The organism is Kitasatospora sp. NPDC053308 (genome assembly GCF_055585785.1).
Genome location: NZ_JBVJJY010000019.1, coordinates 94,640 through 117,962 on the forward strand (window position 1 = coordinate 94,640; position 23,323 = coordinate 117,962).

The 23,323-nt window shown below is 73.4% G+C and carries 20 protein-coding genes; 9 read left to right on the top strand and 11 right to left on the bottom strand.

Features of this window, described 5'->3' with window-relative positions; all coding sequences use genetic code 11:
* Positions 1-183 precede the first annotated feature (183 nt).
* Both ACZ6Y7_RS31180 and ACZ6Y7_RS31185 read left to right on the top strand, forming a co-directional pair.
* Positions 184-1,380, top strand: a complete 1,197-nt coding sequence (locus tag ACZ6Y7_RS31180) for a trypsin-like serine peptidase (protein ID WP_465761290.1) — start codon at positions 184-186, stop codon at positions 1,378-1,380.
* An 87-nt stretch (positions 1,381-1,467) separates the two neighbouring features.
* Positions 1,468-2,586 carry a trypsin-like serine peptidase gene (locus ACZ6Y7_RS31185; RefSeq protein WP_465761291.1) on the top strand — a complete coding sequence of 373 codons (1,119 nt, stop codon included), beginning with the start codon at positions 1,468-1,470 and terminating at the stop codon, positions 2,584-2,586.
* 68 nt (positions 2,587-2,654) lie between these two features.
* On the opposite strand, the gene hflX is transcribed toward ACZ6Y7_RS31185, so the two are convergent.
* The 5 genes from hflX to miaA all read right to left on the bottom strand — a co-directional run bounded on the left by hflX (position 2,655) and on the right by miaA (position 9,475).
* On the bottom strand, positions 2,655-4,157 hold the full coding sequence (hflX, locus tag ACZ6Y7_RS31190; protein WP_465761292.1) for a GTPase HflX: 1,503 nt from the start codon (positions 4,155-4,157) through the stop codon (positions 2,655-2,657).
* Between the two features lie 317 nt (positions 4,158-4,474).
* Entirely contained in the window at positions 4,475-6,655 is a 2,181-nt protein-coding gene (locus tag ACZ6Y7_RS31195) for a RelA/SpoT family protein (RefSeq protein WP_465761293.1), read from the bottom strand.
* A 171-nt stretch (positions 6,656-6,826) separates the two neighbouring features.
* On the bottom strand, positions 6,827-7,738 hold the full coding sequence (dapF, locus tag ACZ6Y7_RS31200) for a diaminopimelate epimerase (protein WP_465761294.1): 912 nt from the start codon (positions 7,736-7,738) through the stop codon (positions 6,827-6,829).
* A 52-nt stretch (positions 7,739-7,790) separates the two neighbouring features.
* A complete protein-coding gene (locus ACZ6Y7_RS31205) occupies positions 7,791-8,303 on the bottom strand; it encodes a hypothetical protein (protein ID WP_465761295.1) in 513 nt (170 codons plus the stop codon).
* A gap of 227 nt (positions 8,304-8,530) precedes the next feature.
* A complete protein-coding gene (gene miaA / locus ACZ6Y7_RS31210; protein ID WP_465761296.1) occupies positions 8,531-9,475 on the bottom strand; it encodes a tRNA (adenosine(37)-N6)-dimethylallyltransferase MiaA in 945 nt (314 codons plus the stop codon).
* 186 nt (positions 9,476-9,661) lie between these two features.
* On the opposite strand from miaA, the gene ACZ6Y7_RS31215 reads away from it, so the two are divergent.
* Entirely contained in the window at positions 9,662-9,904 is a 243-nt protein-coding gene (locus tag ACZ6Y7_RS31215; protein WP_465761297.1) for an antitoxin, read from the top strand.
* Between the two features lie 69 nt (positions 9,905-9,973).
* Here the strand turns inward: ACZ6Y7_RS31215 and ACZ6Y7_RS31220 are convergent, their stop codons facing one another.
* Together ACZ6Y7_RS31220 and miaB are read right to left on the bottom strand one after the other, a co-directional pair.
* Positions 9,974-10,672 (bottom strand): class III extradiol dioxygenase subunit B-like domain-containing protein, encoded by a 699-nt coding sequence (locus ACZ6Y7_RS31220; RefSeq protein ID WP_465761298.1) that lies wholly within the window; start codon positions 10,670-10,672, stop codon positions 9,974-9,976.
* An 83-nt stretch (positions 10,673-10,755) separates the two neighbouring features.
* Positions 10,756-12,258: a tRNA (N6-isopentenyl adenosine(37)-C2)-methylthiotransferase MiaB gene (gene miaB / locus ACZ6Y7_RS31225; RefSeq protein WP_465761299.1), complete on the bottom strand. Its 1,503-nt coding sequence runs from the start codon at positions 12,256-12,258 to the stop codon at positions 10,756-10,758.
* 95 nt (positions 12,259-12,353) lie between these two features.
* Between miaB and ACZ6Y7_RS31230 the strand changes: the two genes are divergently transcribed.
* Entirely contained in the window at positions 12,354-13,373 is a 1,020-nt protein-coding gene (locus ACZ6Y7_RS31230) for a TAXI family TRAP transporter solute-binding subunit (RefSeq protein WP_465761300.1), read from the top strand.
* A gap of 90 nt (positions 13,374-13,463) precedes the next feature.
* On the opposite strand, the gene ACZ6Y7_RS31235 is transcribed toward ACZ6Y7_RS31230, so the two are convergent.
* Positions 13,464-14,888: a sensor histidine kinase gene (locus ACZ6Y7_RS31235; RefSeq protein ID WP_465761301.1), complete on the bottom strand. Its 1,425-nt coding sequence runs from the start codon at positions 14,886-14,888 to the stop codon at positions 13,464-13,466.
* Positions 14,889-14,894: 6 nt separating this feature from the next.
* Positions 14,895-15,653 carry a response regulator transcription factor gene (locus tag ACZ6Y7_RS31240; RefSeq protein ID WP_465761302.1) on the bottom strand — a complete coding sequence of 253 codons (759 nt, stop codon included), beginning with the start codon at positions 15,651-15,653 and terminating at the stop codon, positions 14,895-14,897.
* Positions 15,654-16,041: 388 nt separating this feature from the next.
* Here ACZ6Y7_RS31240 and ACZ6Y7_RS31245 point away from each other — a divergent pair, with 388 nt between their 5' ends.
* The 5 genes from ACZ6Y7_RS31245 (at position 16,042) to ACZ6Y7_RS31265 (ending at position 21,219) form a co-directional block, all read left to right on the top strand.
* Entirely contained in the window at positions 16,042-16,815 is a 774-nt protein-coding gene (locus tag ACZ6Y7_RS31245; protein WP_465761303.1) for an amino acid ABC transporter ATP-binding protein, read from the top strand.
* Positions 16,816-16,945: 130 nt separating this feature from the next.
* Entirely contained in the window at positions 16,946-17,845 is a 900-nt protein-coding gene (locus tag ACZ6Y7_RS31250) for a glutamate ABC transporter substrate-binding protein (protein ID WP_465761304.1), read from the top strand.
* 52 nt (positions 17,846-17,897) lie between these two features.
* On the top strand, positions 17,898-18,548 hold the full coding sequence (locus tag ACZ6Y7_RS31255) for an amino acid ABC transporter permease (RefSeq protein ID WP_465761305.1): 651 nt from the start codon (positions 17,898-17,900) through the stop codon (positions 18,546-18,548).
* Positions 18,545-19,393, top strand: a complete 849-nt coding sequence (locus ACZ6Y7_RS31260; protein WP_465761306.1) for an amino acid ABC transporter permease — start codon at positions 18,545-18,547, stop codon at positions 19,391-19,393. The genes ACZ6Y7_RS31255 and ACZ6Y7_RS31260 overlap by 4 nt, the downstream gene beginning before the upstream one ends.
* Before the next feature lie 122 nt (positions 19,394-19,515).
* Positions 19,516-21,219, top strand: coding sequence for an FAD-dependent monooxygenase (locus ACZ6Y7_RS31265; RefSeq protein WP_465761307.1), 1,704 nt, complete (start codon positions 19,516-19,518; stop codon positions 21,217-21,219).
* A 9-nt stretch (positions 21,220-21,228) separates the two neighbouring features.
* Here ACZ6Y7_RS31265 and recX read toward each other — a convergent pair whose 3' ends face one another.
* Together recX and recA are read right to left on the bottom strand one after the other, a co-directional pair.
* Positions 21,229-22,068 (bottom strand): recombination regulator RecX, encoded by an 840-nt coding sequence (recX, locus tag ACZ6Y7_RS31270; protein ID WP_465761308.1) that lies wholly within the window; start codon positions 22,066-22,068, stop codon positions 21,229-21,231.
* A 4-nt stretch (positions 22,069-22,072) separates the two neighbouring features.
* Entirely contained in the window at positions 22,073-23,188 is a 1,116-nt protein-coding gene (gene recA / locus ACZ6Y7_RS31275; RefSeq protein WP_402223373.1) for a recombinase RecA, read from the bottom strand.
* Between the last annotated feature and the right edge of the window lie 135 nt (positions 23,189-23,323).

Genomic DNA, 23,323 nt, shown 5'->3' on the forward strand with positions numbered 1-23,323 from the left:
GCGGCCTCCGGCCGGTGCCGCAACCCGGGGGGCGGGCACGGCCGTCCTCGTCCGCGGTGGAAGACTCCAGGACGGCGGGCGCCACGGCCCGGACCGGCCGGACACGGCACGGATCCGACCGAGCACCATCCGAGCGACCACCGACCGACCCGACACCGATCGAACGCAGGGGGAAGCGCACAGATGCCCACGATCCACCGGTCAGCCCTGGCCGCCGCCCTGGTCGCGGGGGCCCTGCTCGCCGTCAGCTCCTGCGGGCCGGACGGCCCGCCGGGCGACGGCGGCGGCAGTGCCGCGCCGCCGCCCTCCGCCGCCGCGTCGGGCGGCGGCACCGGCGGGGTGATCGGCGGGATCACCCTGCCGTCCGGACTGCCGACCAGCCTGCTGGAGGGCCTGCCGCGGAGCTGGGACGACCTGAAGAAGTGGAAGTTCGAGGACTGGGACTCCTGGGCCTCCAAGCACGTCTTCAACAACCCGGTGGTGAAGGACTTCTGGGACCCGGACAAGATGGGCGACTCCAAGCCCGCCGAGCCGGCCCCGCCCGTCACCAAGCCCTCGCCGGCCACCCCCAGCCCCGCCACCGACGACGGCGTGACCGACCCCGAGCCGCCGGTGGTCAACGCGGTGGCGGTGCCCCGCCCGTACACCAAGCAGCCCTCCGGCAAGGTCTTCTTCTCCGCCAAGGGGGGCCGCGGCAACTGCTCGGCGACGGTGATCGCCGACCCGCAGCACCCCGGCCGGAGCAACCTGGTCTGGACGGCCGGCCACTGCGTGCACGAGGGCAAGGGCGGGAACTTCTACAAGGACCTGGTCTTCGTGCCCGCCTACAACAACTCGGGTGCCTCCAGCGGCGGGAAGCGCGCCCCGCTGTCCGAACTGGCGCCGCTCGGCACCTGGTGGGCCGACCAGGTCACCACCTCGCCGCAGTGGATGGTCGAGGGCGGCGGCACCGGGGACGCCGCCAACCAGTACGACTTCGCCGTCATGCGCGTGCACAACCAGAACGACACCGGCAAGTCCCTTGAGGAGACGGTCGGTTCGGCCGTCCCGGTGTGGTTCGACGCCCCGCGCGACAAGCTCGCCGTCTCGGCCGTCGGCTACCCGCTGCTCAAGCCGTTCGACGGCCAGGAGCTGTACAAGTGCGACGGCGGCAAGCCGACCCGGCTCTCCTTCGACGCCAAGCGGCCCTCGATGCTCACCATCGGCTGCACCATGACCCAGGGCTCCAGCGGCGGCGGGTGGTTCGCCACCATGCCCGACGGGAGGACCGCCCTGGTCAGCAACACCTCGATCGGCACCCAGGAGCACACCTCGCTCAGCGGCCCGTACCTGGAGACGGTCGCCCGGCAGGCCCTGGACTGGATCTCCAGGAAGCAGTAGCGGGGCGGTCGCCGGCGGCGGGGCGAGCGGCGGCGACCGCCACCGGGGCCGTACGGAGAACCAGCACAGCACGGGGGACGATGCAGCATGCCGAGAACCACCAGCCGGGGGCGCCGGGCCGGGGCGGCCGGCGCCACGATGCTCGCCGCGGCGGCGCTCACCGCGGCCGGGTGCGGCCCGAGCGGGCCCGCCAGGCCCGCCGCCCCGCCCCCTGCCCTCCCGACCGCCGCACCCACCAGCGTGGGCGACCTGACGGGCTGGAAGCTGGAGGACTGGAGGAGGTACGTCACCGCCGGCGGGTTCGCCAACGACCCGGCGCCGGGCTACTGGTCCGCCGCTCGGATGGACGCGGCCAAGCCCCGGCCCACCCCGGAGTACTCGCTCACCGGCCCCGCCGCCCCCGGCGTCGAGCGGGACGCCCCGCCGGCCGCCGTCCCGGCCGAGCCGCAGCCGCACCCGTACGGCCAGGCCACCGCGGCCGTCGGCCGGCTCTTCATGACCACCCCGCAGGGCGACGCCGCCTGCTCCGCGACCGTGGTCTCCGACCCGACCGACCCCGGCCGCAGCAACCTCGTCCTCACCGCCGCGCACTGCCTGCACGACGGCAAGGGCGGCGGCTGGCTGAAGAACCTGGTCTTCGTGCCCGGGTTCAACCGGGACGGCCGGGCGAGCCACGGCAAGCCGTACCCCGACGCGCAGGCCGCCCCGTACGGCCGGTGGACGGCGGTGCGCGCGCTGGTCTCCCCGACCTGGCTCCAGGAGAGCGGCGTGGGCGCCCGCAACCAGTTCGACTACGGGATCCTCCGGGTGCGCGCCGAGAGCGGCTCCGGCGCCTCGCTGGAGGAGACGGTCGGCGGCTCCGTCCCGATCTGGTTCAACGCCCCGCGCGACCGGATCACCTCGGCCGCCGCGTACGGCTACCCGGCCGAGCGGCCCGCCGACGGCACGGAACTGGCCCACTGCGACTCCCCCGTCGCGCCCGGCCGGCTCTCCTTCGACCGGACCCGCCCGCCGATGTACGTGATCGGCTGCACCATGACCGCCGGTTCGAGCGGCGGCGGCTGGTTCGTCACCAGGGACGGCAAGCCCAACCTGATCAGCGTCGGCGCGATCGGCGACCGCAACCCCGCCGGCTACCAGGCCGGCCCCTCGCTGCAGGACCAGGCGAAGCAGGCCTTCGACTACTTCGCCAAGAACGTCCGATGACCCCCGACGGCACACGGAGGGGCCCCGGGACCAGTACGGTCCCGGGGCCCCTCCCGACGCTCGCTCTCTCAGCCCTGCAGGGCGACCGCGAAGTACTCCAGCTCGGCGGCCAGCTCGGCCGGCACCTTGGCGTGCAGCAGGGTGCCCTCGCCGGTGTGCTCGGTGGAGAGCAGCTCGCCCTCCGCGTGCACCCGGGAGACCAGCGCGCCCTGGGTGTAGGGCACCAGGGCCCGCACCTCGACGGCCGGTCGCGGCAGCTCGTCGTCGATGAGCTTCAGCAGCTCCTCGATGCCGGCACCGCTGCGGGCCGACACCACGATGGCGTGCGGCTCGCGGCGCAGCAGCCGCTGAAGCACGTGCGGGTCGGCGGCGTCCGCCTTGTTGATCACCACGATCTCGGGGACGTTCTGGGCCTCGACCGAGACGATGACCTCGCGGACGGCGGCCAGCTGCGTCTCCGGCTCGGGGTGCGAGCCGTCCACCACGTGCAGGATGAGGTCCGCGTCGGCGACCTCCTCCATGGTCGAGCGGAACGCCTCGACCAGGTGGTGCGGCAGGTGCCGCACGAAGCCGACGGTGTCGGCCAGGGTGTAGAGCCGCCCGCTCGGGGTCTCGGCCCGGCGCACCGTCGGGTCCAGGGTGGCGAACAGCGCGTTCTCCACCAGGACGCCCGCGCCGGTGAGCCGGTTGAGCAGGGAGGACTTGCCGGCGTTGGTGTACCCGGCGATGGCCACGGACGGCACCTGGTGGCGCTTGCGCTCCTGGCGCTTGGTGTCGCGGCCCTTCTTCATGTCGGCGATCTCCTTGCGGAGCTTCGCCATCTTCTCGCGGATCCGGCGCCGGTCGGTCTCGATCTTGGTCTCACCGGGACCGCGGGTGGCCATGCCGCCGCCGGACGAGCCGGAGCCACCACCACCCATCTGCCGGGACAGCGACTGACCCCAGCCGCGCAGGCGCGGCAGCATGTACTGCATCTGCGCGAGCGAGACCTGCGCCTTGCCCTCCCGGGACTTGGCGTGCTGGGCGAAGATGTCCAGGATCAGGGCCGTCCGGTCGACGACCTTGACCTTGACCACGTCCTCCAGGTGGATCAGCTGGCCGGGGGTGAGCTCACCGTCGCAGACCACGGTGTCGGCGCCGGTGGAGGCGACGATGTCACGCAGTTCCTTGGCCTTGCCGGAGCCGATGTAGGTGGCCGCGTCGGGCTTGTCGCGGCGCTGGATGACGCCGTCCAGCACCTGGGAGCCGGCGGTCTCGGCGAGCGCGGCGAGCTCCGCCATGGAGTTCTCCGCCTCCTCCAGGGTGCCGTCGGTCCAGACGCCGACGAGCACCACGCGCTCCAGGCGGAGCTGGCGGTACTCGACCTCGGTGACGTCTTCGAGCTCGGTGGAGAGTCCGGCGACACGACGCAGCGCTGCACGCTCGCTGCGGTCGTACTGGTCGCCGTCGTAGTGGTGGCCGAGGTCCTCGTCGATGGCCGCGAGGTCCTCGTCCATGAGGGCTTCCGCCCGCAGACCGTCGAGGCGGCGCGGAGCGTCGGCGTGGTCGCGGGTGTCGAACGTGGAGGTCATTCTGTCCTTTGGCTGCTGGTACGGGTGGCTTCGGGGACCGGCGGGCGGTCCCGTACGGAGTCTGCCCAGCTGCCGCCCCGGCTACCGTCCGGGCGGGGTGAGCTACCCCTCAGGTCCCCGGGTGCCACCGGGCTCCTGTGCCCGACAACGCCGTGGACCGGCCGTGAATTCCCCATGATGGTCGCACGCCCGGCGCGGGCGGGTCATCCCCATTTCGGCGCGGAGCGCCGGAACGACCGGCACCGTCGCCGCGCAGCGCCGGAACGACCGGCACCGCCGGCGCGCGCCCCCCCGGTCGCCGACACCCGGCCCCGGGGCTACCCCACCTCCGGGGCGTGCGGCCGGCTGACGTCGTACACCCCGGAGACCCGCAGCATCGCCCGCATCAGCCCGGGCAGGGCCCCCGGCTGCGGCAGTTCGACGGTGTACGTCTGCCGGACCCGTGACTCCTGCGGCGGCTCGACCTCGGCCGCGACGATCCCGACGCCCTCGGCGGAGATCGCCGCCGTGATGTCGGCGAGCAGCCGGGGCCGGTTCAGCGCCTCGGCCCGCAGGGTGACCCGGTGCCCGGCCGCGGGGGCGTCCTGCGGCTGCCAGCGGACCTCCAGTACGGCCCGCCCGTCCGCCCGCATCCGCTCCCCGGCCGGGCAGCCCGTGCGGTGCACGGCCACCGCGCCGCCGCGGATCGGGTAGCCGCAGACCGCGTCGGGCGGCACCGGGGTGCAGCAGCGGGCCAGCCGGACGGCCGCCCCGGGCCGTCCGACCACCGTGACGGGGGCCGAGCGCTTCTCGGGGGCGCGGCGCCCGGGCGGGGCCGGTTGCGCCCCGGCCGGGCCGGTGCGGACGGCCGGCGGCCGGGCCGGCGGGTCGGCCAGCCAGCGCTCGATGGCCAGCCGGGCGGCGGGGGTGCGGGCGTGCGCCAGCCACTCGGGCGCGGGGCCGGAGGGCTGTCCTCCGCCGGCCGGGAGGGTCTCGGTGAGCACGGCGATCTGGTCGCCGTCCTCCAGCACGGTGGACAGGGCGCTGAGCCGCCCGTTGACCCGGACGCCGATACATCGGTGGCCGGTCTCCTCGCCGAGCAGGTAGGCCGCGTCCACACAGGTGGCTCCGGCCCTCAGCTGAAGCGTTTCGCCGCTCTCCGTCACGACCGTGATCTCGCGGTCACCGGCCAGGTCCGCGGTGAGCGCGGACCAGAAGGCGTCCGGGTCGGGCGTCTCCTGCTGCCACTCCAGCAGCCGGCTGAGCCAGCCCGGACGAGCCGGGTCGGTGCGGTCCAGCTCGTCGGTGTCCTGGGCGGCGCCGGCCGGGGAGGGGTCGCCCAGCGCGACCACCCCGGTCTCCGCGACCTGGTGCATCCGGCGGGTGCGGACCAGCACCTCGACCACCGCGCCGCCGCTCAGCGCGACCGCGGTGTGCAGCGACTGGTACAGGTTGAACTTGGGCGCGGCGACGAAGTCCTTGAACTCCCCGGGCACCGGCGTCCAGCAGGTGTGCAGTTCGCCCAGCACGGCGTAGCAGTCGGCGTTCTCCTCGACCACCACCAGCAGCCGCCCGAAGTCGGCCGGGCGCGGCCCCTGCGGCCGACCGTCCGGTCCGGTCCCGCCGGACCGCTTGAGCAGCACCCGGTGCAGCGAGACGCAGTGCCGGGGCCGTACGGTCACCTCGGCGGCCACCCCGGCCTCGGCCAGCTGCCGGGCCAGCTGCCGGGCGAAGGGCTCCAGCACGGTGTCCGGCTCGGCCTCGTGACCGGCCATCAGGGCCCGGGTGCGGGCGTGCTCCTCGGGGTGCAGGGTGGCGAAGACGATGTCCTCCAGCTCGGCCTTGAGCACCTGGATGCCGAGCCGCTCGGCCAGCGGGATCAGCACGTCCCGGGTGACCTTGGCGATCCGCACCTGGCTGGCGGGCTTCATGTGCCGGATGGTGCGCATGTTGTGCAGCCGGTCGGCGAGCTTGATCACCATCACCCGGACGTCGTCCCCGGTGGCGACCAGCATCTTGCGGAAGGTCTCCGCCTCGGCGGCCGCGCCGAAGTCGACCTTCTCCAGCTTGGTCACTCCGTCGACCAGGTAGGCGACTTCGGGCCCGAACCCGGCGCTCACCTGGTCCAGCGTCAAATCGGTGTCCTCGACGGTGTCGTGGAGCAGCGAGGCGACCAAGGTGGTCGTCCCGGCACCGAGTTGGGCCAGGATCATGGTGACGGCCAGCGGGTGGGTGATGTACGGCTCGCCGCTCTTGCGCTTCTGGCCGCGGTGGCTGGCCTCGGCGAGCCGGTACGCCCGGGCGAGCAGGCCGAGGTCGCCCTGCGGATGGTGCTGCCGGTGGACCCGGACGAGCGGTTCCAGGGCGTCCGGCACGGGCGGCCGGCCGGTGGCCAGTAACGCGGCCCGCCCGGCCCGGCCGAGGGCGGCCCGGCCGAGCTCTCCGAGGGGCCTCCTGGCCCCGGCCTGCCGTACGGTCGTCGGCTGCCCCGTCAGGGACTGCCCGGCTTCGATGGTCATCGGCGCACCTCCGGCAACGGTCGCCGGGCGCTGCCCCTCCCCGCGGGGTGATCGACCCGGTGGTCCATGCTACCGAGCGGAGCACGTTCCGCGACGCGATGGTTCCCGTCCGCGACCGCTATCACCCGATCGGGGGGATTCGTCGCCGTGCGAAATGGGCAAAACGGGCCGTCAGCTCGTGCGGACGGAGTCCCACCAGCGCTCGTCCAGCCGCCCCTCGGCCACGATCACCGCCGGCCCGGTCATCTCCACCCGGCCGTCCGGGTGCTCGGTGATCACCAGCCGGCCGCCCAGCACGTCCACGGTGTACGCGACGGCCTCACCGGTGACCGCCGGGTCGAGGCCGTCCCGGCGGATCGCGGCCACCGCGACGGCACAGGCGCCGGTGCCGCAGGAGCGGGTCTCGCCCGAGCCGCGCTCGTGCACCCGCATCGCGACGTGCCGCGGCCCGCGGTCCACCACGAACTCGACGTTGACGCCCTCCGGGTAGGCGCCCTCCGGGCTGGTCAGCGGCGCGGTGAAGAGGTCACCGGCGTGGTCCAGGCTCGCCACGAAGGCCACCGCGTGCGGATTGCCCATGTTGACGTTCAGCGCCCGCCAGCGCCGCTCGCCGACCGCGACCTCGATGCCGTCCGGCCCGGGCAGCCGGGCCCGGCCCATGTCGACGGTGACGTCGCCGGGGGTGCCGTCCGGGGCGTCCTCGGCGACCGTCGCGGTGAGCACCCCGGAGCGGGTGGCGACCGCCAGCTCCCCGGGCTTGGCCAGACCGGCCTCGACCAGGAAGCGGGCGAAGACCCGCAGGCCGTTGCCGCACATCTCGGCGACGCTGCCGTCGGAGTTGCGGTAGTCCATGAACCACTCGGCGCGGTCGGCCATCCCCGCGGCGGCCGGGTCGGCGGCCGAACGCACCACGCGCAGCAGCCCGTCCCCGCCGATGCCCGCCCGCCGGTCGCACAGCGCGGCGACGGTCGCGGGACCGATCTCCAGCGCGCCGTCCGGGTCGGGGACGATGACGAAGTCGTTCTGGGTGCCGTGCCCCTTGAAGAAGGGGATGCCGCCCTGCGGGGAGGAGGATGCGCTCACCCTCCCGATAGTACTGAGCGGCCGGACGGCCCGGCGCGGGGAGGCCCGGGGGTCAGCGCAGGTAGGCGACCCGCCAGACCGCGAGCGCGCAGGCGGCCACCGCGATCAGGGTGTAGAGCACGATCGCCTTCCAGCCGGCCCGCTGCCCGGAGCCCCGGCGGGGCAGGCCCGGCCACGAGTAGCCGGCGTGCCGGGCGGCCATCGCGCCCCAGCCGACCGAGGCGGCGGTGAGCAGCAGTCCGAGCATCCCGACCATGGTGGCGCGCGCCCCGGCCGAGCCGAAGGCGAGCGGGAAGGCGAACATCAGCGAGCCCAGGGTGCCCAGCAGGGCGATCGGCAGCGTCTGCCACCAGCGCAGCCGGCGCAGCGGCCGGATCTCCCGCTCGTGCACCGCGGCGTCGGGCGGGGTGCGGGTGTCCAGGGCGGGCAGCGCGGCCGCGTAGGAGGTCGGCGCCTCCAGTCCGGTCAGCACGGGAAGGTCGCCCATCGTCGACTCGTCGAACTCCTCGGCCGGTGCGGTGACACTCCCGCTCTGGCCGGGTTCGGGGCCGGTACCCGTCGACACACGGCCTCCCCTGACTGTTCGACACGAGCGGACTCGCGGCCGGGCACGGTCGGCCCGTTCGGCCGACCCCTATGGCATCGATGATGGCATGTCCAGAAGGTCGTTCCGGGCCTGACCGGGGTCGTCGGGTGATCCGTGGCCATCACGTGATCGGGCCGTGACCGCCGGTTCGTCCTGCACGGCCACCTGCGCGCGCAGGTGCACCGCCGGATTGGCCGGAACCCGTCCTACGCGGCCGGAACTCCCTGACGCCCGATCAGTTCGAGGGACTGCTGCAGCAGCTCGACGGGGTCGGTGCCGGCCGGTCGGGAGAGCCAGTGGATGCGGTCGTCCCGCCGGAACCAGGACTCCTGACGGCGGGCGAAGCGCTTGGTGGCCCGGACGGTCTCGGCCCGCGCCTCGTCCTCGGTGCACTCGCCCGCGAAGTGGTCGAGCACCTGCTGGTAGCCGAGCGCCCGGGAGGCGGTCTTCCCCTCGCGCAGTCCGGCCTTCTCCAGCGCCCGCACCTCGTCCAGCAGCCCGGCCTCCCACATCCGGTCGACCCGCAGCGTGATCCGCTCGTCCAGCTCGGGGCGCGGCACGGCGACGCCGATCTGCACCGCGTCGTACACGGCGGTGTTGCTCGGCAGGTTGGCGGTGAACGGCTGCCCGGTGATCTCGATGACCTCCAGCGCGCGGACGATCCGCCGACCGTTGCTCGTGAGGATCGCCTCGGCGGCCGCCGGGTCGAGCGCGGCCAGCCGCCCGTGCAGCGCGTACGGGCCGAGCCGCTCCAGTTCGGCCTCCAGCCGGGCGCGGACCGCCGGGTCGGTGCCGGGGAACTCCATCTCGTCGATCGCCGCCCGGACGTACAGCCCGGAGCCGCCGACCAGGACGGGCGTGCGCCCGGCGGCGAGCAGCCGGTCGATCTCGGCCCGGGCCAGCCGCTGGTACTCGGCCACGCTGGCGGCCTCGGTGACGTCCCAGACGTCCATCAGGTGGTGCGGCACTCCGCCGCGCTCGGCCGTGGTGAGCTTGGCCGTGCCGATGTCCATGCCCCGGTACAGCTGCATGGAGTCGGTGTTGATCACCTCGCCGTCGAGGCTCCGGGCGATGGCGACGGCCAGGTCGGACTTGCCGGCGGCGGTCGCGCCGACGATCGAGACGACACGCGGGGTACGGGAGCTGCTCACCGCTCCAGTCTCGCAAACCCCCGGCGGTCCCCGGACCGGGCTGCCGCTCCGCTCCGACTGAGCGACGATATGACTGTTTCCGGCCAGATGACCGTTTCCGGCCGTTCCCCGACCGGGACCGGTTCGCGAACGCTTCGCCGGGCACGGGCGTTGTCCCGGATACAGGGATGAAAGGGTGAGATCGCCATGGGTCTGATGGACAACCTCAAGGGCAAGGCCGAGGAGCTCAAGGAGAAGGCGAGCGAGCTGGCCGGCAAGCACAGCGACCAGATCGACCACTTCGTGGACAAGGCCGGCGGAGCGATCGACAAGGCGACCAAGGGCAAGTACAGCGAGAAGATCGAGCACGGCGCGGGCAAGGCCAAGGACGCGGTCGGCGACTTCGCCCACAAGCCGAAGCCCGGCGAGGGACAGCCCCCGCAGGCCTGAGCCCCGTCCCGCCGCCCGTCCGGTACGGCCACCCGTCCCGTACCGCCGCGGGCCGGTTCGGGGCGCGTCCTAGGACCAGGACGCTACGACGTACCCGACCCCGTACGGGGCGTCCTGGTAGCCCAGCCGCCCGGTGAGGCCGGCGCCCTCCGCGGCGCCGGCCAGCACCTGCCAGGGCGCCCGGCCCTCGGCCTTGAGTTCGGCGGCCAGGCCCGGGTCCAGGTCCGCGAGGGCCGGCAGGTCGGCCGTGCCCAGGGCGGCGGCCAGGGCGGCGTCGAAGCCCTCGGCCCGCTCGTCGAGGTAGCCGGGCGCCTTCAGCGAGCGGCAGGCGCTGCCGTCGCCGAGCACCAGCAGGGCGACCCGGTCGGCGAGCCCGGCCAGTCCCTGGCCGAGGCCGAGCATCCGGTCGGCCGGGGCGTCGGCGGGCACCGCGCAGGCGTGCGTGGGCAGGGTCACTCCGGCGCGTTCCAGCAGCCAGGCGCCGACGGTCAGCGAGGGCGCCAGCTCCGGTCCCCCGACCCGCCCGCCCGGCAGCTTGGCGACCAGCGGCACGCCGTAGCGGTGGAAGGAGCCGGCCCCGCCTTCGGTCCACACCTCGGCCTGCGGGCCGGTGCCGACCACCACGACCAGCTGCGGCCCGGCCGCGACCAGCGCCGCCAGCGCCTCGTCGCAGGCGGCGCGCAGCGCGTCCAGTTCGCCCGCCGCCCCGGCGGCGACCTCCGGGACGAGCAGTGGCGGACAGGGGCACACGGCGGCGGCTACCAGCATGTCGATCACTCTAGCCAAAGCGAAGGGCGGCCCGGAGGTGTGAGCACGCTCGCCTCCGGGCCGCCCTTACGGCAGCACGCGCGTCAGTCGCCGCAGCAGGCCCCGCCGGCCGGTGCCGCCGACGGCAGCGTGGCGGGGGCGCCGATGGACGGCAGGCCGAGCATCACGCCGGCCGGCTTGGCCGCGGGCTTGGCCTGGCGCTTCTCCCAGGCGTCCCCGGCCCGGGTGCGGCGCACCGCGAGCGCGGGCCCCTCGGCGAGCAGGTGGTGCGGGGCGGCGTAGGTGATCTCGACGGTCACCATGTCGCCCGGCCGCACCGGCTCCTCCGGCTTGCTGAAGTGCACCAGCCGGTTGTCGGGCGCGCGCCCGGAGAGGCGGCGGGTCTGGTCGTCCTTCTTGCCCTCGCCCTCGGCGACCAGGATCTCGAGGGTCCGTCCGACCTGCTTCTTGTTCTCCTCCCAGGAGATCTCCTCCTGGAGGGCGATCAGCCGGTCGTAGCGGGCCTGGACGACCTCCTTCGGGACCTGGTCCGCCATCTCGGCCGCCGGGGTCCCGGGGCGCTTGGAGTACTGGAAGGTGAAGGCGTTGGTGAAGCGGGCCTCGCGGACGACGTGCATCGTCTCCTCGAAGTCCTCCTCGGTCTCGCCCGGGAAGCCGACGATGATGTCGGTGGAGATCGCCGCGTCCGGCATCGCCGCGCGGACCTTCTCGATGATCCCGAGGAAGCGCTCCTGGCGGTAGGAGCGGCGCATCGCCTTGAGCACCCGGTCCGAGCCGGACTGCAGCGGCATGTGCAGCTGGTGCATCACGCTCGGCGTCTCGGCCATGGCGGCGATCACGTCGTCGGTGAAGTCGCGCGGGTGCGGCGAGGTGAAGCGGATCCGCTCCAGGCCCTCGATCCGGCCTGCGGCGCGCAGCAGCTTGGAGAAGGCCTCGCGGTCGCCCAGGTCGGAGCCGTAGGCGTTGACGTTCTGGCCGAGCAGGGTCACCTCGATGACGCCCTCGTCCACCAGCGCCTCGATCTCGGCGAGGACGTCGCCGGGGCGGCGGTCCTCCTCCTTGCCGCGCAGCGCGGGGACGATGCAGAAGGTGCAGGTGTTGTTGCAGCCGACCGAGATCGAGACCCAGGCGGCGTACGCGGAGTCCCGGCGGGTGGGCAGGGTGGAGGGGAAGGTCTCCAGCGATTCGAGGATCTCGACCTGGGCCTTCTTCTCGATCGCGGCCCGCTCCAGGAGCGCCGGCAGGTGCCCGATGTTGTGCGTGCCGAACACCACGTCGACCCAGGGGGCGCGCTGGACGATGGTGTCGCGGTCCTTCTGGGCCAGGCAGCCGCCGACGGCGATCTGCATGCCCTTGTGGCGGGTCTTGACCGGCGCCAGCTGGCCGAGGTTGCCGTACAGCTTGTTGTCGGCGTTCTCGCGCACCGCGCAGGTGTTGAACACCACCAGGTCCGGGTCGCCCTCGGGCCCGGCCTTGACGTAGCCCGCCTCCTCCAGCAGCCCGGACAGCCGCTCGGAGTCGTGGACGTTCATCTGGCAGCCGTGCGTGACGACCTTGTAGCTCTTCAATCCGCTCTCACCGCTCACCAGACCAGGGTACGGGCAGCCGCGAAGCGCTTTTCCCGGAGCTTGCCCGTCCCGTTCCCCTCCCGTTCGGCCGGAGCGCCTGGCAGTATCCCTGCATGACCCCCACCACCCCGTCACATCTCGGTGCCGCCGTCCGCACGGCGGCCCGCAGCCCGCTGTGGCGGACGGTGCTGGTGCTGGTGCTGCTGGTCGCCGGGTTCGGCGGCTGGTGGCTGTCGGCGGGCCGTTCGCCCGGGTACCCGAGCGGGGAGGTCCGCTTCGCCACCGGTGTGGACCGCGGCGTCTACGACCGGTACGGGCAGCTGCTGCAGACGCACGTCGCCCGGACGATGCCGGGGGTGCGGCTGGCCCTGGACAACACCGAGGGCTCGATAGACAACCTCACCCGGGTGATCAGCGGCCGGGACGCCTTCGCGATCGCCACCGCCGACGCGGTCGCCGACTACAAGGGCCCCGGCAAGGACCGGCTGCGGGCGATCGCCCGGCTGTACGACGACTACCTGCAGCTGGTCGTCCCGGCCTCCTCCCCGGTGCGCCGCACCGCCGACCTCAAGGGCCTGCGGGTCGGCGTCGGCCTGCCGCAGTCCGGGGTGAACCTGGTCACCAAGCGGTTGCTGACCGCGGCCGGGCTGAACCCGGAGCGCGACGTCGTCGCGGTCCCGACGGGGGTCGGCGAGGCCGCCGACGCGATGCGCGCGGGCCAGCTGGACGCCTTCTTCTGGTCGGGCGGTCTGCCCACCAGCGCGCTCACGGACCTCTCCGACCACCTCAAGATCCGGATCGTGCCGCTGAACGACCTGTCGGAGGCCCTGCACAGGGCGGAGGGCGGCGGCACCGACGCCTACCGGGCGGCCACCATGCCCAAGGGCACCTACCCGAACGCCGAGCCGACGGACGCCGTCGCCACGGTGGCCGTGCCCAACCTGCTGATCACCCGGGACGACGCGGACCCGGGGCTGGTCGAGGGGATGACCCGGGCGGTGATCGACAGCCGCGACCAGATAGGCGCCCAGGTGCACGCCGCCCAGCTGGTCGACCTGCGCACCGCCGTCTACACCGATCCACTCCCGCTGCACACGGGCGCGGCGCGCTACTACCGCTCGGTGAAGCCCTGAGCGGAAGCCCTATGCGGAAGCCCTGAGCGGAAGCCCCGTACGGATGCCCTGAGCGGAAGACCCGCGGCTCGCCCGGCGCTCCCGCCGCCGTCAGCGCTCCGGGCGCGGCACCGCCAGCGTCACCGCGAGCCCGGTCGGCTGGACCGGCGCGAAGCCGAGCGAGCCGCCGCCGGCCGCCAGCAGGGTGCGGGCGATCGACAGGCCCAGCCCGGAGCCGTCCACGTTCTGGTGCCGCGGGCTGCGCCAGAACCGGTCCCCCGCCCGGGACAGCTCGTCCTCGGTGAGCCCGGGCCCGGCGTCGGTGACGGTCACCGCGACCTCGTCCCGGCGCACCGCGACCCGCACCCGCACCTCGCTGCCGGCCGGCCCGAACTTGAGCGCGTTGTCCAGCACGGCGTCCAGCGCCGAGCCGAAGCCGATCGGGTCGGCCATGCCGATCGCCAGCGCCGGGCCGTCCCAGCGCAGGTCTATGCCGCGCTGTTCGGCGACCGGCCGCCAGGCGTCCATCCGGGCCAGGGTGAGCGCGGCGAGGTCGGTGCGCTCCGGTTCGGGGCGGGCGTGCTCGGCGGTGGCCAGCCCGAGCAGGTCGTCCAGCACCCGGGCCAGCCGGGCGCCCTCCTCCCGTACGCCGCTGAGCTCCTCCTCGTGGCCCTCGGGCAGTTCCAGGCCGAGCACCTCGACCCGCAGCAGCAGGGCCGAGAGGGGGTTGCGCAGCTGGTGCGAGGCGTCCGCGACGAAGGCTTTCTGCTGGTCCATGGCGAGCACCACGTGGTCCGCCATCTCGTTGAACGAGCGTGCCAGCCTCTGCAGTTCGGGCGGTCCGCCGCCAGGGGCGACCCGGGCGGCCATCCGGCCGGTGGCGATGTCGTGGGTGGCCCGGTCCAGGGTGCGCACCGGGCGCAGCACCCACTCGGTGAGCCGGACGGCGAGCAGCACGGCGACGATCATCGCGGCGGCCTCGCCGGCGACGAGCACCATCCACTTGTGCAGCACCCGGGTGCGCAGCGGCCCGGTCGGGGACTCGCTCAGCACCACCGCGACCACGTCGCCGTCGCGCACCACCGGGGCGGCGACGGTGATCGTCCGGTCCGGGGTCCACGGCCAGACCTGCGGCGGGTTGTGGCTGCGCCGCCCGTCCAGCGCCTCCTGGAAGGCCTGGGCGCCCCAGCCGGTGGTGGGCACCCGCCAGTTCGCGGGGGCGGCGGCGATCGGCAGGCCGTCGCGCTGGAAGATGCCCAGGCGCAGCCCGTACAGGTCGTAGTAGCGGCGGACCTCGGCGTCGATCGAGTGCTGCCGGCTGAGGTCGCCGGGGGCGGGCTCGGGCTCGCCCTTGCGGGCGGCGTCGTTGGCGCCGGAGGTGGGCAGGTCCTGGGCGAAGCGGGCGGCGTCGTCGAGCCGGTCGACGACCACCTTGCTCTGCTCGGCCGCCGCGACCGCCGCCGCGAGCGGCAGCCCCAGGGCGGCCAGGACGCAGAGCATGAGGGCGATCAGGATGCCGAGCAGGCGGGTGCGCACGTGCGGTCAGTGCTCCGCGGGGGTGTTCGGGGCCGGGTCCGCGGCCGCGGGCGCCGGGGACTCGGGGATCAGGCGGTAGCCGACGCCGCGGACGGCCTCGACCAGGCCGGGCAGCGCCAGCTTGTTGCGCAGCGAGCCGATGTGCACCTCCAGGGTGCGTCCGTTGCCCTCCCAGCCGCTGCGCCAGACCTCGCTGAAGATCTGCTCGCGCCGGTAGACCACGCCGGGGCTCTGCGCGAGCAGGGCGAGCAGGTCGAACTCCTTGCGGGTGAGCGGCACGTCGCGGCCGTCCACGCTGACCCGCCGGCGCTCGCGGTCGATCCGGATGCCGCGGGACTCCAGCGGGCCGCGCTGCTGCGGTACGGCGTCGGGCGTGGGCACCGACACCGAGGAGGGGACGGCGCCGCGGCGGGCCACGGCGTGGATGCGGGCGAGCAGCTCGCCCATGTCGTACGGCTTGGTGACGTAGTCGTCGGCGCCCAGGTTGAGGCCGTGGATCCGGGAGCGGACGTCGGCGCGGGCGGTGACCATGATCACCGGCACGCCGCTGCCGGCCCTGATCCGGCTGCACACCTCGAAGCCGTCGCGATCGGGCAGCCCGAGGTCGAGCAGCACCACCCGGTACGGCTCGTTGCCGTCCGGCACCAGGGCGTCCAGCGCCTCGTGCCCGCTGCGGGCGTGCCTGACCTGGAAGCCGTGCCGGCCCAGCACCGCGACCAGCGCGGCGGCCACGCGTTCGTCGTCCTCGACGAGCAGCAGTCGCATCCTGTCCTCCTCCTTCCCCCACGCGATCACCGGTGGGAACCGGACCGATCGGTCAGGTCCCGGTCCTGCGCAGTATGGGCCAGTGGGCGGCCCGGCGCCAGGTTCGACCGCGCACCGGGCCCGTGGGGGACGGGGAGCACCGGGGCGGATCCCCGCTGTGACATGCCCCGTCGGCATCCGTGCGAACAGCGCGCGCCCGCCGTGTGGCCGTTTCGTGATCCTCAAGTTCCGCTCAGATCGGCTGACGGCGTGCCGTCACGGCTCCTATGGTCGGCCCACCGGGGGCTGCGGCTCCGCCGGTCGCGGCTCCCGGATCAGCACCACCATTGTCCCCCAAGGGAGTTGAGACTCCCCGGGGGCACGATCCGATACCGAGGGAGCAGGCGCGATGACCGAGAGCCCGGTCCAGGACTCCACCCCCGCAGCCGCCCCGCTGGTCGTGCTGAGCAAGGTCAACAAGCACTACGGCGCGCTGCACGTCCTGCAGGACATCGATCTGGAGATCGCCCAGGGCGAGGTGGTCGTGCTGATCGGCCCGTCCGGCTCGGGCAAGTCCACGCTGTGCCGGACGATCAACCGGCTGGAGACCGTCGACTCCGGCAGCATCACCATCGACGGCCGGCCGGTGCCCGCCGAGGGCAAGGAGCTGGCCCGGCTGCGCGCCGAGGTCGGCATGGTGTTCCAGAGCTTCAACCTGTTCGCGCACAAGACCGTGCTGGAGAACGTGGTCATCGGCCAGGTCAAGGTGCGCAAGGTGCCCCGCCCGCAGGCCGAGCGGACCGCCCGCGAGCTGCTGGAGCGCGTCGGCGTCGGCGCGCAGGCGGGCAAGTTCCCGGCCCAGCTCTCCGGCGGCCAGCAGCAGCGCGTGGCGATCGCCCGCGCGCTGGCGATGAAGCCGAAGGTGATGCTCTTCGACGAGCCCACCTCGGCGCTCGACCCGGAGATGGTCAACGAGGTGCTGGAGGTCATGCGCCAGCTCGCCGCGGACGGCATGACCATGGTCGTGGTCACCCACGAGATGGGCTTCGCCCGCTCCGCCGCCAACCGCGTGCTGTTCATGGCCGACGGCAGGATCGTCGAGCAGAACACCCCGGACGCCTTCTTCACCGCGCCGCGCTCGGACCGTGCCAAGGACTTCCTCTCGAAGATCCTGCACCACTGACGCCCCACCGACGCTTCGAGACCACGCGGGGCCGCCTCCGGCAACGGTGCCGGTCAGCCCTGCCCGCGCACAACTTCCAGACGTCAGAGCCCGGTTGACACCGCGGCCCGGCCCCAGGAGAACAACCCTCATGAGGACTTCCCGCACCCTCGCCGTCGCGCTCTGTGCCGTCGCGCTCACCGCCACCGCCGCCTGCGGCAAGGACGGCACTCCCGGCGCCGCCGCCAGCGCGAGCAACGCCCCCAAGCTCCCGACCTACACGGTCAAGACCGACGCCAAGGTCGACTCCCCGATCATCGCCGAGGCCAAGAAGCGCGGCCAGCTGATCATCGGCGCCAAGGCCGACCAGCCGAACCTCGGCTGGGAGGACGTCGCCAGCGGCGACCGCAGCGGCTTCGACATCGAGATCGCCAAGATGATCGCGGCCGACCTCGGCTTCACCCCGCAGCAGATCAAGTGGCAGACCCTGGTCTCCTCGCAGCGCGAGCCCGCCATCGCCAAGGGCCAGATCGACTTCTACGTCGGCACCTACAGCATCAACGACGAGCGCAAGAAGACCGTCTCCTTCGCGGGCCCGTACTACATCGCCGGCCAGGACCTCCTCGTCAAGCAGGACAACACCTCGATCACCGGCCCGGAGAGCGTCAACGGCAAGAACGTCTGCACCGCCACCGGCTCGACCTCGATCAAGAACATCCAGCAGTACAGCCCGAAGATCACGCAGTTCGACACCTACTCGGCCTGCGTCGAGAAGCTGCTCTCCGGCGAGGTCGACGCCGTCACCACCGACGACGCCATCCTCAAGGGCTACGCCTCCAAGTACGCCGGCAAGCTCAAGGTCGTCGGCAAGCCCTTCACCAAGGAGAACTACGGCGTCGGCCTCAACAAGGACGACGCGGTGCTGCGCAACGCCATCAGCGACGCCCTGAAGGCCCACGAGGACAACGGCGACTGGAAGAAGGCCTACGACGCCACCCTCGGCGCCTCCGGCTCCCCCGCGCCCGACGTCCCGGCCCTCGACCGCTACTGATCCGTCCGCCGCACGACACGTTCCCGACCCTGATTGAGAGGAGGGCCGCCGGATGGGGTTCCTGTTCGAGGACGACAACTTCGCGTTGTTCCGCGACGGCTTCCTGCAGACGATCGAGCTGAGCGCCCTCAGCGCACTGCTCGCCCTGCTGCTGGGCACCCTGCTGGCGGCCTTCCGGGTCTCCCCGGTGCCGGTCCTGCGCGCTTTCGGCACCACCTGGGTGACGCTCTTCCGCAACACCCCGCTGACCCTGCTGTTCTTCGCCGTCACCTTCGGCCTGCCGCCGCTGGGCGTGCACTTCAGCCATCTGGTCTTCGCGGTGCTGGCGCTCGGCGGGTACACCGCCTCGTTCGTCTGCGAGGTGATCCGCTCCGGCGTCAACACCGTGCCGCTCGGCCAGGCGGAGGCCGCCCGCAGCCTGGGCATGACCTTCGGCCAGACCCTCACCCTGGTCGTCCTGCCGCAGGCCGGCCGCACCGTCCTGGCCCCCATGAGCAGCGTGTTCATCGCCCTCCCGAGGAACTCGGCGATCGCCGGCGCCTTCAGCGTCCCCGAGCTGTACAGCGCCCAGCAGACCTTCTCCGAGCGCGGCTACTCGATCTTCGCGATCTTCTTCTGGGTGGCCTGCGCCTACCTGCTGATCAGCGCGACGGTCGCCACGTTCTTCCGCTTCCTGGAATCCCGACTGGCGGTGGCCCGATGAACGTCCTCAACCGCCCCGCGACGGCGAGCGTCCTCTACGACACCCCCGGCCCCCGGGCCCGGGCCCGCTACCGCGTGTTCGGCGTGCTCTCGCTGATCGGCGTCGCCGGCCTGCTCTGGTACGCCGTCACCGCGCTCGCCGACAACGGCCAGTTCGACGCGGAGATGTGGGACGCGTTCCAGTACAACACCGTCCAGCAGATGATCCTGGACGGCCTGCTCGCCACCCTGAAGGCCTTCGGCCTCGCGGCGGCGTTCTCGCTGACCCTCGGCGCGCTGCTGGCCGCCGGACAGCTCTCCGACCACCGGCCGGTCCGCTGGCTCTGCGTCGGCTTCGTCCAGTTCTTCCGGGCGATGCCGCTGCTGATCCTGATCGTCGCGCTCTACTACGCGTTCTTCGCCAAGGAGCCGATGTGGGCCCTGGTCCTCGGGCTCACCCTCTACAACGGCTCGGTCCAGGCGGAGATCATCCGCAGCGGCGTCAACGCCGTCCCGCGGGGCCAGGGCGAGGCGGCGTACGCCCTCGGCATGCGCAAGACCCAGGTGATGAGCGGCATCCTGGTGCCGCAGGCCGTCCGCTCGATGCTGCCCTCGATGATCGGCCAGCTGGTCGTCACCCTCAAGGACACCTCGCTCGGGTACATCATCACCTACAACGAGCTGCTGTTCATGGGCAAGAAGATCGCCAGCCAGCCGTTGAACGCCGCGGGCTTCCCCTACATCCCGGTGGTGCTCGTGATCGGCCCGATCTACATCGCCATGTGCCTGCTGCTGACCGCGCTCGCGCGCTGGATCGAAGCACGCGGCCGTCGCGGCGCGAACCGGCGCACATCAGCTGCTGCTTGACGGACACGCAGGTGAACTGTTGCATTGCTCTTCGTGACACCTCCCGGGAGCATCCACGCGGCATATGCGGCAGCGGTAACTGACGCCGGCCGATCGGCCGGTTCGTGCCCGGAGGTCCCCGCATGGACCCGGTGATCGTGGTCGGGGCCGGACCGGTCGGTCTGGCCCTGGCCCTCGCCCTGGCCCGGCACGAGGTGCCCACCGTCGTCCTCGACGAGGGCTCCGGACTCTGCCCCGAGGGCCCCCGCAGCCTCGTCCTCGGCGCCGACACCACCGCCTTCCTGACCCGGATCGGCTACGCCCGGGCGGTCTCGGACTCCGCCCTGTGGGACTCCTTCGCCATCTGGCGCCGCCGCCAGGAGGTCCTGCGGATCGACCTCACCGAGTCGCCCACCTTCCACCTCCCCCAGCACCGCCTCCAGCGCGGCCTGCGCGACGCCCTGACCGGCACCCCGCTGATCAAGCTGGTCCCGCTCCACCGGGTCCGGGAGCTCGAACAGGACCGGGACGGCGTCAGCGTCCGCACCGTGGGCACCCAGGACGGCTCCGCCACCTGGTGGCGCGGCAGCCACCTGGTCGGCTGCGACGGCGCGAGATCCACCGTCCGCAAGCTGCTGAAGATCCGCTTCCCCGGCCGCCCCGCGGTCGACCGCAACGCCATCGCCACCGTCCGGGTCGACCTGCCCTTCGACGGCGCCCGGCTGCACCGCGAGCCCCCGTGGCGCGGCGACCGCGAGGCCTCCGCCCGTCCGCTGCCGGACGGCGTCTGGCGGCTCGACTGGCGGCTGCCCCCGGGCCGCCCCGCCCCCACCGAGACGGTCGACCCGCACGCCACCTGGCCGGGCATCGTCACCGGCGACACCCTGCTCACCCGGGTCACCTCCACCCTCACCGGCTGGTGCGGCGAACTCCCGCGCTTCGAACTGCTCGCCGCCGCCGACCACACCGCCCAGCAGCGCCTCGCCGCCCGGTTCCGGGTCGGCCGCTGCTTCCTGGCCGGCGACGCCGCCCACCTGCACGGCGCGCTCGGCATGCAGAACCTCGCCGACGGGCTGCGCGACGCCGACAACCTCGCCTGGCGGCTCGCCCTCGCCTGGCACCTCCACGCCGGCGGCCCGCAGCCCGGCGGCTCGCTGCTGGACGGCTACGAGGCCGAACGGCGCGGCGCGGTCGGCGCCCGGCTGCGCGCCGTCGACCAGGCCATGCCCCTGCTGCGCCCGCTGCGCGGCTGGCAGCAGACCCGGCGCTCCCTGCTGGTCGGCGGCTTCCGCAAGCACGCCCCGTTGCTCGCCGACGGCCAGCTCGGCACCGGCCGCTTCGGCGGCGCGCCCGCCTACCCGGCGGCCCCCTCCGGGGTCCCCGGCCGGGTCCCGGTGCAGCGCGGCGCGCGCGGCGCGACCTCGCTCAGCGAACTGCTGCCCGCCACCGCCCCGGGCGTGCTCGTCCCGGACCTCCCGGTGCTCGCCACCGACGGCACCCCGGACCACCTGCACGCCCGGCTCGGCGCCACCTTCCTGCTGCTGCTGGTCGCGCCCGGCACCGCCGTCTGGTCGTCCGAGCACTGGCTCGGCGCCGGTCTGATGCCCCGGCTCGCCGAGGTCGCCGCCGCCCTGCCCGTCCCCGCCGAGGTCCTGGTCACCGAGGACTACCCGGGTGCCGGCCCGCACACCGTCCTGCTGATCCGCCCCGACGGCCACCTGGTCGGCGTCACCCAGGGCGCCGTCGCCGAGGACCTCCTCGCCCTGGCGGACCACGCCCGCGGCGGGCCGGCCACCCTCACCCCGGCCCCCGAACCCGCCCCCGAACAGGTCGACTCCCCCAGCTGACGGCGGAGGTCACTCACTCCCCGGCGGTTCCCCCGGCTCCTCGTCCAGCGCGGCGCGCACCACCCGGAACGCCAGCCCCTCGGAGTAGCCGCGCCGGGCCAGCATCGCGACCAGCCGCCGGGTACGGACCTGCCGGTCCAACCCCCGGGTGGACCGCAGCTTGCGCTCGACCAGCACCCGGGCCGCGTCCTCCTCGTCGTCGTGGTCGACCTGGGCGAGGGCCGGCTCGACCAGCTCGGCGGGCACCCCCTTGGTGCGCAGTTCCTGGGCCAGCGCCCGCCGGGACAGCCCCCGGACGGCGTGCCGGGACTCCACCCAGGCCGCGGCGAAGGCCGCGTCGTCGATCAACCCGACCTCTTCGAGCCGGGTGAGCACCTCGTCGGCGACGTCGTCCGGGATCTCCCGCTTGCGCAGGGCGTCGGCGAGTTGCTTACGGGTCTTGGCGGCGCCGGTCAGCAGCCGCAGGCAGATGTCCCGGGCGCGGGTCTCCGGGTCGGCCGGTTCCTCGGCCTGCTTCTTCCGGGCGCCACGCCGAGCGCCCTCCTCCTCACCGGCCCGGCGGTCGGCGGAGCGGGGGGTCGAGGCGGCCACACCCCCGTGACCGGCCGCCTCGACCTCCAGGGCCGATCGCCGACGGCGCCTGCCGGCGGGCAGCTCGGAGGCGGGAACCAGCCCGAGCGCCTCCGCCGACGACTGCTCCCACTCCACGACCGGCCCGGGCGCCGCGCCGCGCGCCACCCGGGCCGGAGCTCGGTCGTTCTCCGGCTCCTCCGCCACTGCGGCGAACCAGTCCGGCGGCCCGTAGTCGTCGTCCTCCGGGCCGCCGCCCACCGTGTCGTCCTGCGTCAACGGCTCAGGCCTTGGCCGCCGCCGTCTTCTTCGCCGCAGCCGCCTTGGTGACGGTCGCGGTGATCGGCTTCGCGGCACCGTCGGCGGCGGCGTCCGCCGCGCCCTCGGCCGCGGGCTCCTCGGTCTTCGGGCCGATGCCGAGCTTGCCCTTGATCTTCCGCTCGATCTCGTCGGCGAGCTGCGGGTTGTCCCGCAGGAAGTTCCGGGCGTTCTCCTTGCCCTGGCCGAGCTGGTCGCCCTCGTAGGTGTACCAGGCACCCGACTTGCGGATGAACCCGTGCTCGACGCCCATGTCGATCAGGCCGCCCTCGCGGCTGATGCCCACGCCGTAGAGGATGTCGAACTCGGCCTGCTTGAACGGCGCGGCGACCTTGTTCTTGACCACCTTGACGCGGGTGCGGTTGCCGACCGCCTCGGTGCCGTCCTTCAGCGTCTCGATCCGGCGGATGTCCAGCCGGACCGAGGCGTAGAACTTCAGCGCCCGACCACCGGTCGTGGTCTCCGGCGAACCGAACATCACGCCGATCTTCTCGCGCAGCTGGTTGATGAAGATCGCGGTGGTGTTCGACTGGTTCAGCGCACCGGCGATCTTGCGCAGCGCCTGGCTCATCAGTCGGGCCTGCAGACCGACGTGCGAGTCGCCCATCTCGCCCTCGATCTCGGCGCGCGGGACGAGCGCCGCGACCGAGTCGATGATCACCAGGTCGATCGCGCCGGAGCGGATCAGCATGTCGGTGATCTCCAGCGCCTGCTCACCGGTGTCCGGCTGGCTGACCAGCAGGGCGTCGGTGTCCACGCCGAGCTTCTTGGCGTACTCCGGGTCGAGCGCGTGCTCCGCGTCGACGAAGGCGACCGTGCCGCCGGCCTTCTGGGCGTTGGCGGCCAGATGCAGGGTCAGGGTCGTCTTACCGGAGGACTCGGGGCCGTAGATCTCGATCACCCGGCCACGCGGAATGCCGCCGACCCCGAGGGCGACGTCCAGAGCGGTGGATCCGGTGGAGATCACCTCGACCGGCTCGTTGGCCTTCTCGCCGAGGCGCATCACCGAGCCCTTGCCGAACTGCCGCTCGATCTGGGCGAGCGCGGTTTCCAGGGCCTTCTCGCGGTCCGTACCTGCCATGGCTTTTTCCCTCGGGTTCTGTGCTGTGCGCTTCATCGTCATCGACGCTAGCGCGTCCCACTGACAAACGAGCCCGACCCGGCTCCGCCTGTGGAAAACTCTTCGCCGGAGAGTACAAAGAACATCTGTTCGATT

Coding starts and splice junctions, on each gene's coding strand:
- ACZ6Y7_RS31180 (WP_465761290.1), top strand. CDS start 184: ATGCCCACGATCCACCGGTCAGCCCTGGCCGCCGCCCTGGTCGCGGGG.
- ACZ6Y7_RS31185 (WP_465761291.1), top strand. CDS start 1,468: ATGCCGAGAACCACCAGCCGGGGGCGCCGGGCCGGGGCGGCCGGCGCC.
- hflX (WP_465761292.1), bottom strand. CDS start 4,157: ATGACCTCCACGTTCGACACCCGCGACCACGCCGACGCTCCGCGCCGC.
- ACZ6Y7_RS31195 (WP_465761293.1), bottom strand. CDS start 6,655: ATGACCATCGAAGCCGGGCAGTCCCTGACGGGGCAGCCGACGACCGTA.
- ACZ6Y7_RS31215 (WP_465761297.1), top strand. CDS start 9,662: ATGGGTCTGATGGACAACCTCAAGGGCAAGGCCGAGGAGCTCAAGGAG.
- ACZ6Y7_RS31220 (WP_465761298.1), bottom strand. CDS start 10,672: ATGCTGGTAGCCGCCGCCGTGTGCCCCTGTCCGCCACTGCTCGTCCCG.
- ACZ6Y7_RS31230 (WP_465761300.1), top strand. CDS start 12,354: ATGACCCCCACCACCCCGTCACATCTCGGTGCCGCCGTCCGCACGGCG.
- ACZ6Y7_RS31240 (WP_465761302.1), bottom strand. CDS start 15,653: ATGCGACTGCTGCTCGTCGAGGACGACGAACGCGTGGCCGCCGCGCTG.
- ACZ6Y7_RS31245 (WP_465761303.1), top strand. CDS start 16,042: ATGACCGAGAGCCCGGTCCAGGACTCCACCCCCGCAGCCGCCCCGCTG.
- ACZ6Y7_RS31250 (WP_465761304.1), top strand. CDS start 16,946: ATGAGGACTTCCCGCACCCTCGCCGTCGCGCTCTGTGCCGTCGCGCTC.
- ACZ6Y7_RS31255 (WP_465761305.1), top strand. CDS start 17,898: ATGGGGTTCCTGTTCGAGGACGACAACTTCGCGTTGTTCCGCGACGGC.
- ACZ6Y7_RS31260 (WP_465761306.1), top strand. CDS start 18,545: ATGAACGTCCTCAACCGCCCCGCGACGGCGAGCGTCCTCTACGACACC.
- ACZ6Y7_RS31265 (WP_465761307.1), top strand. CDS start 19,516: ATGGACCCGGTGATCGTGGTCGGGGCCGGACCGGTCGGTCTGGCCCTG.
- recA (WP_402223373.1), bottom strand. CDS start 23,188: ATGGCAGGTACGGACCGCGAGAAGGCCCTGGAAACCGCGCTCGCCCAG.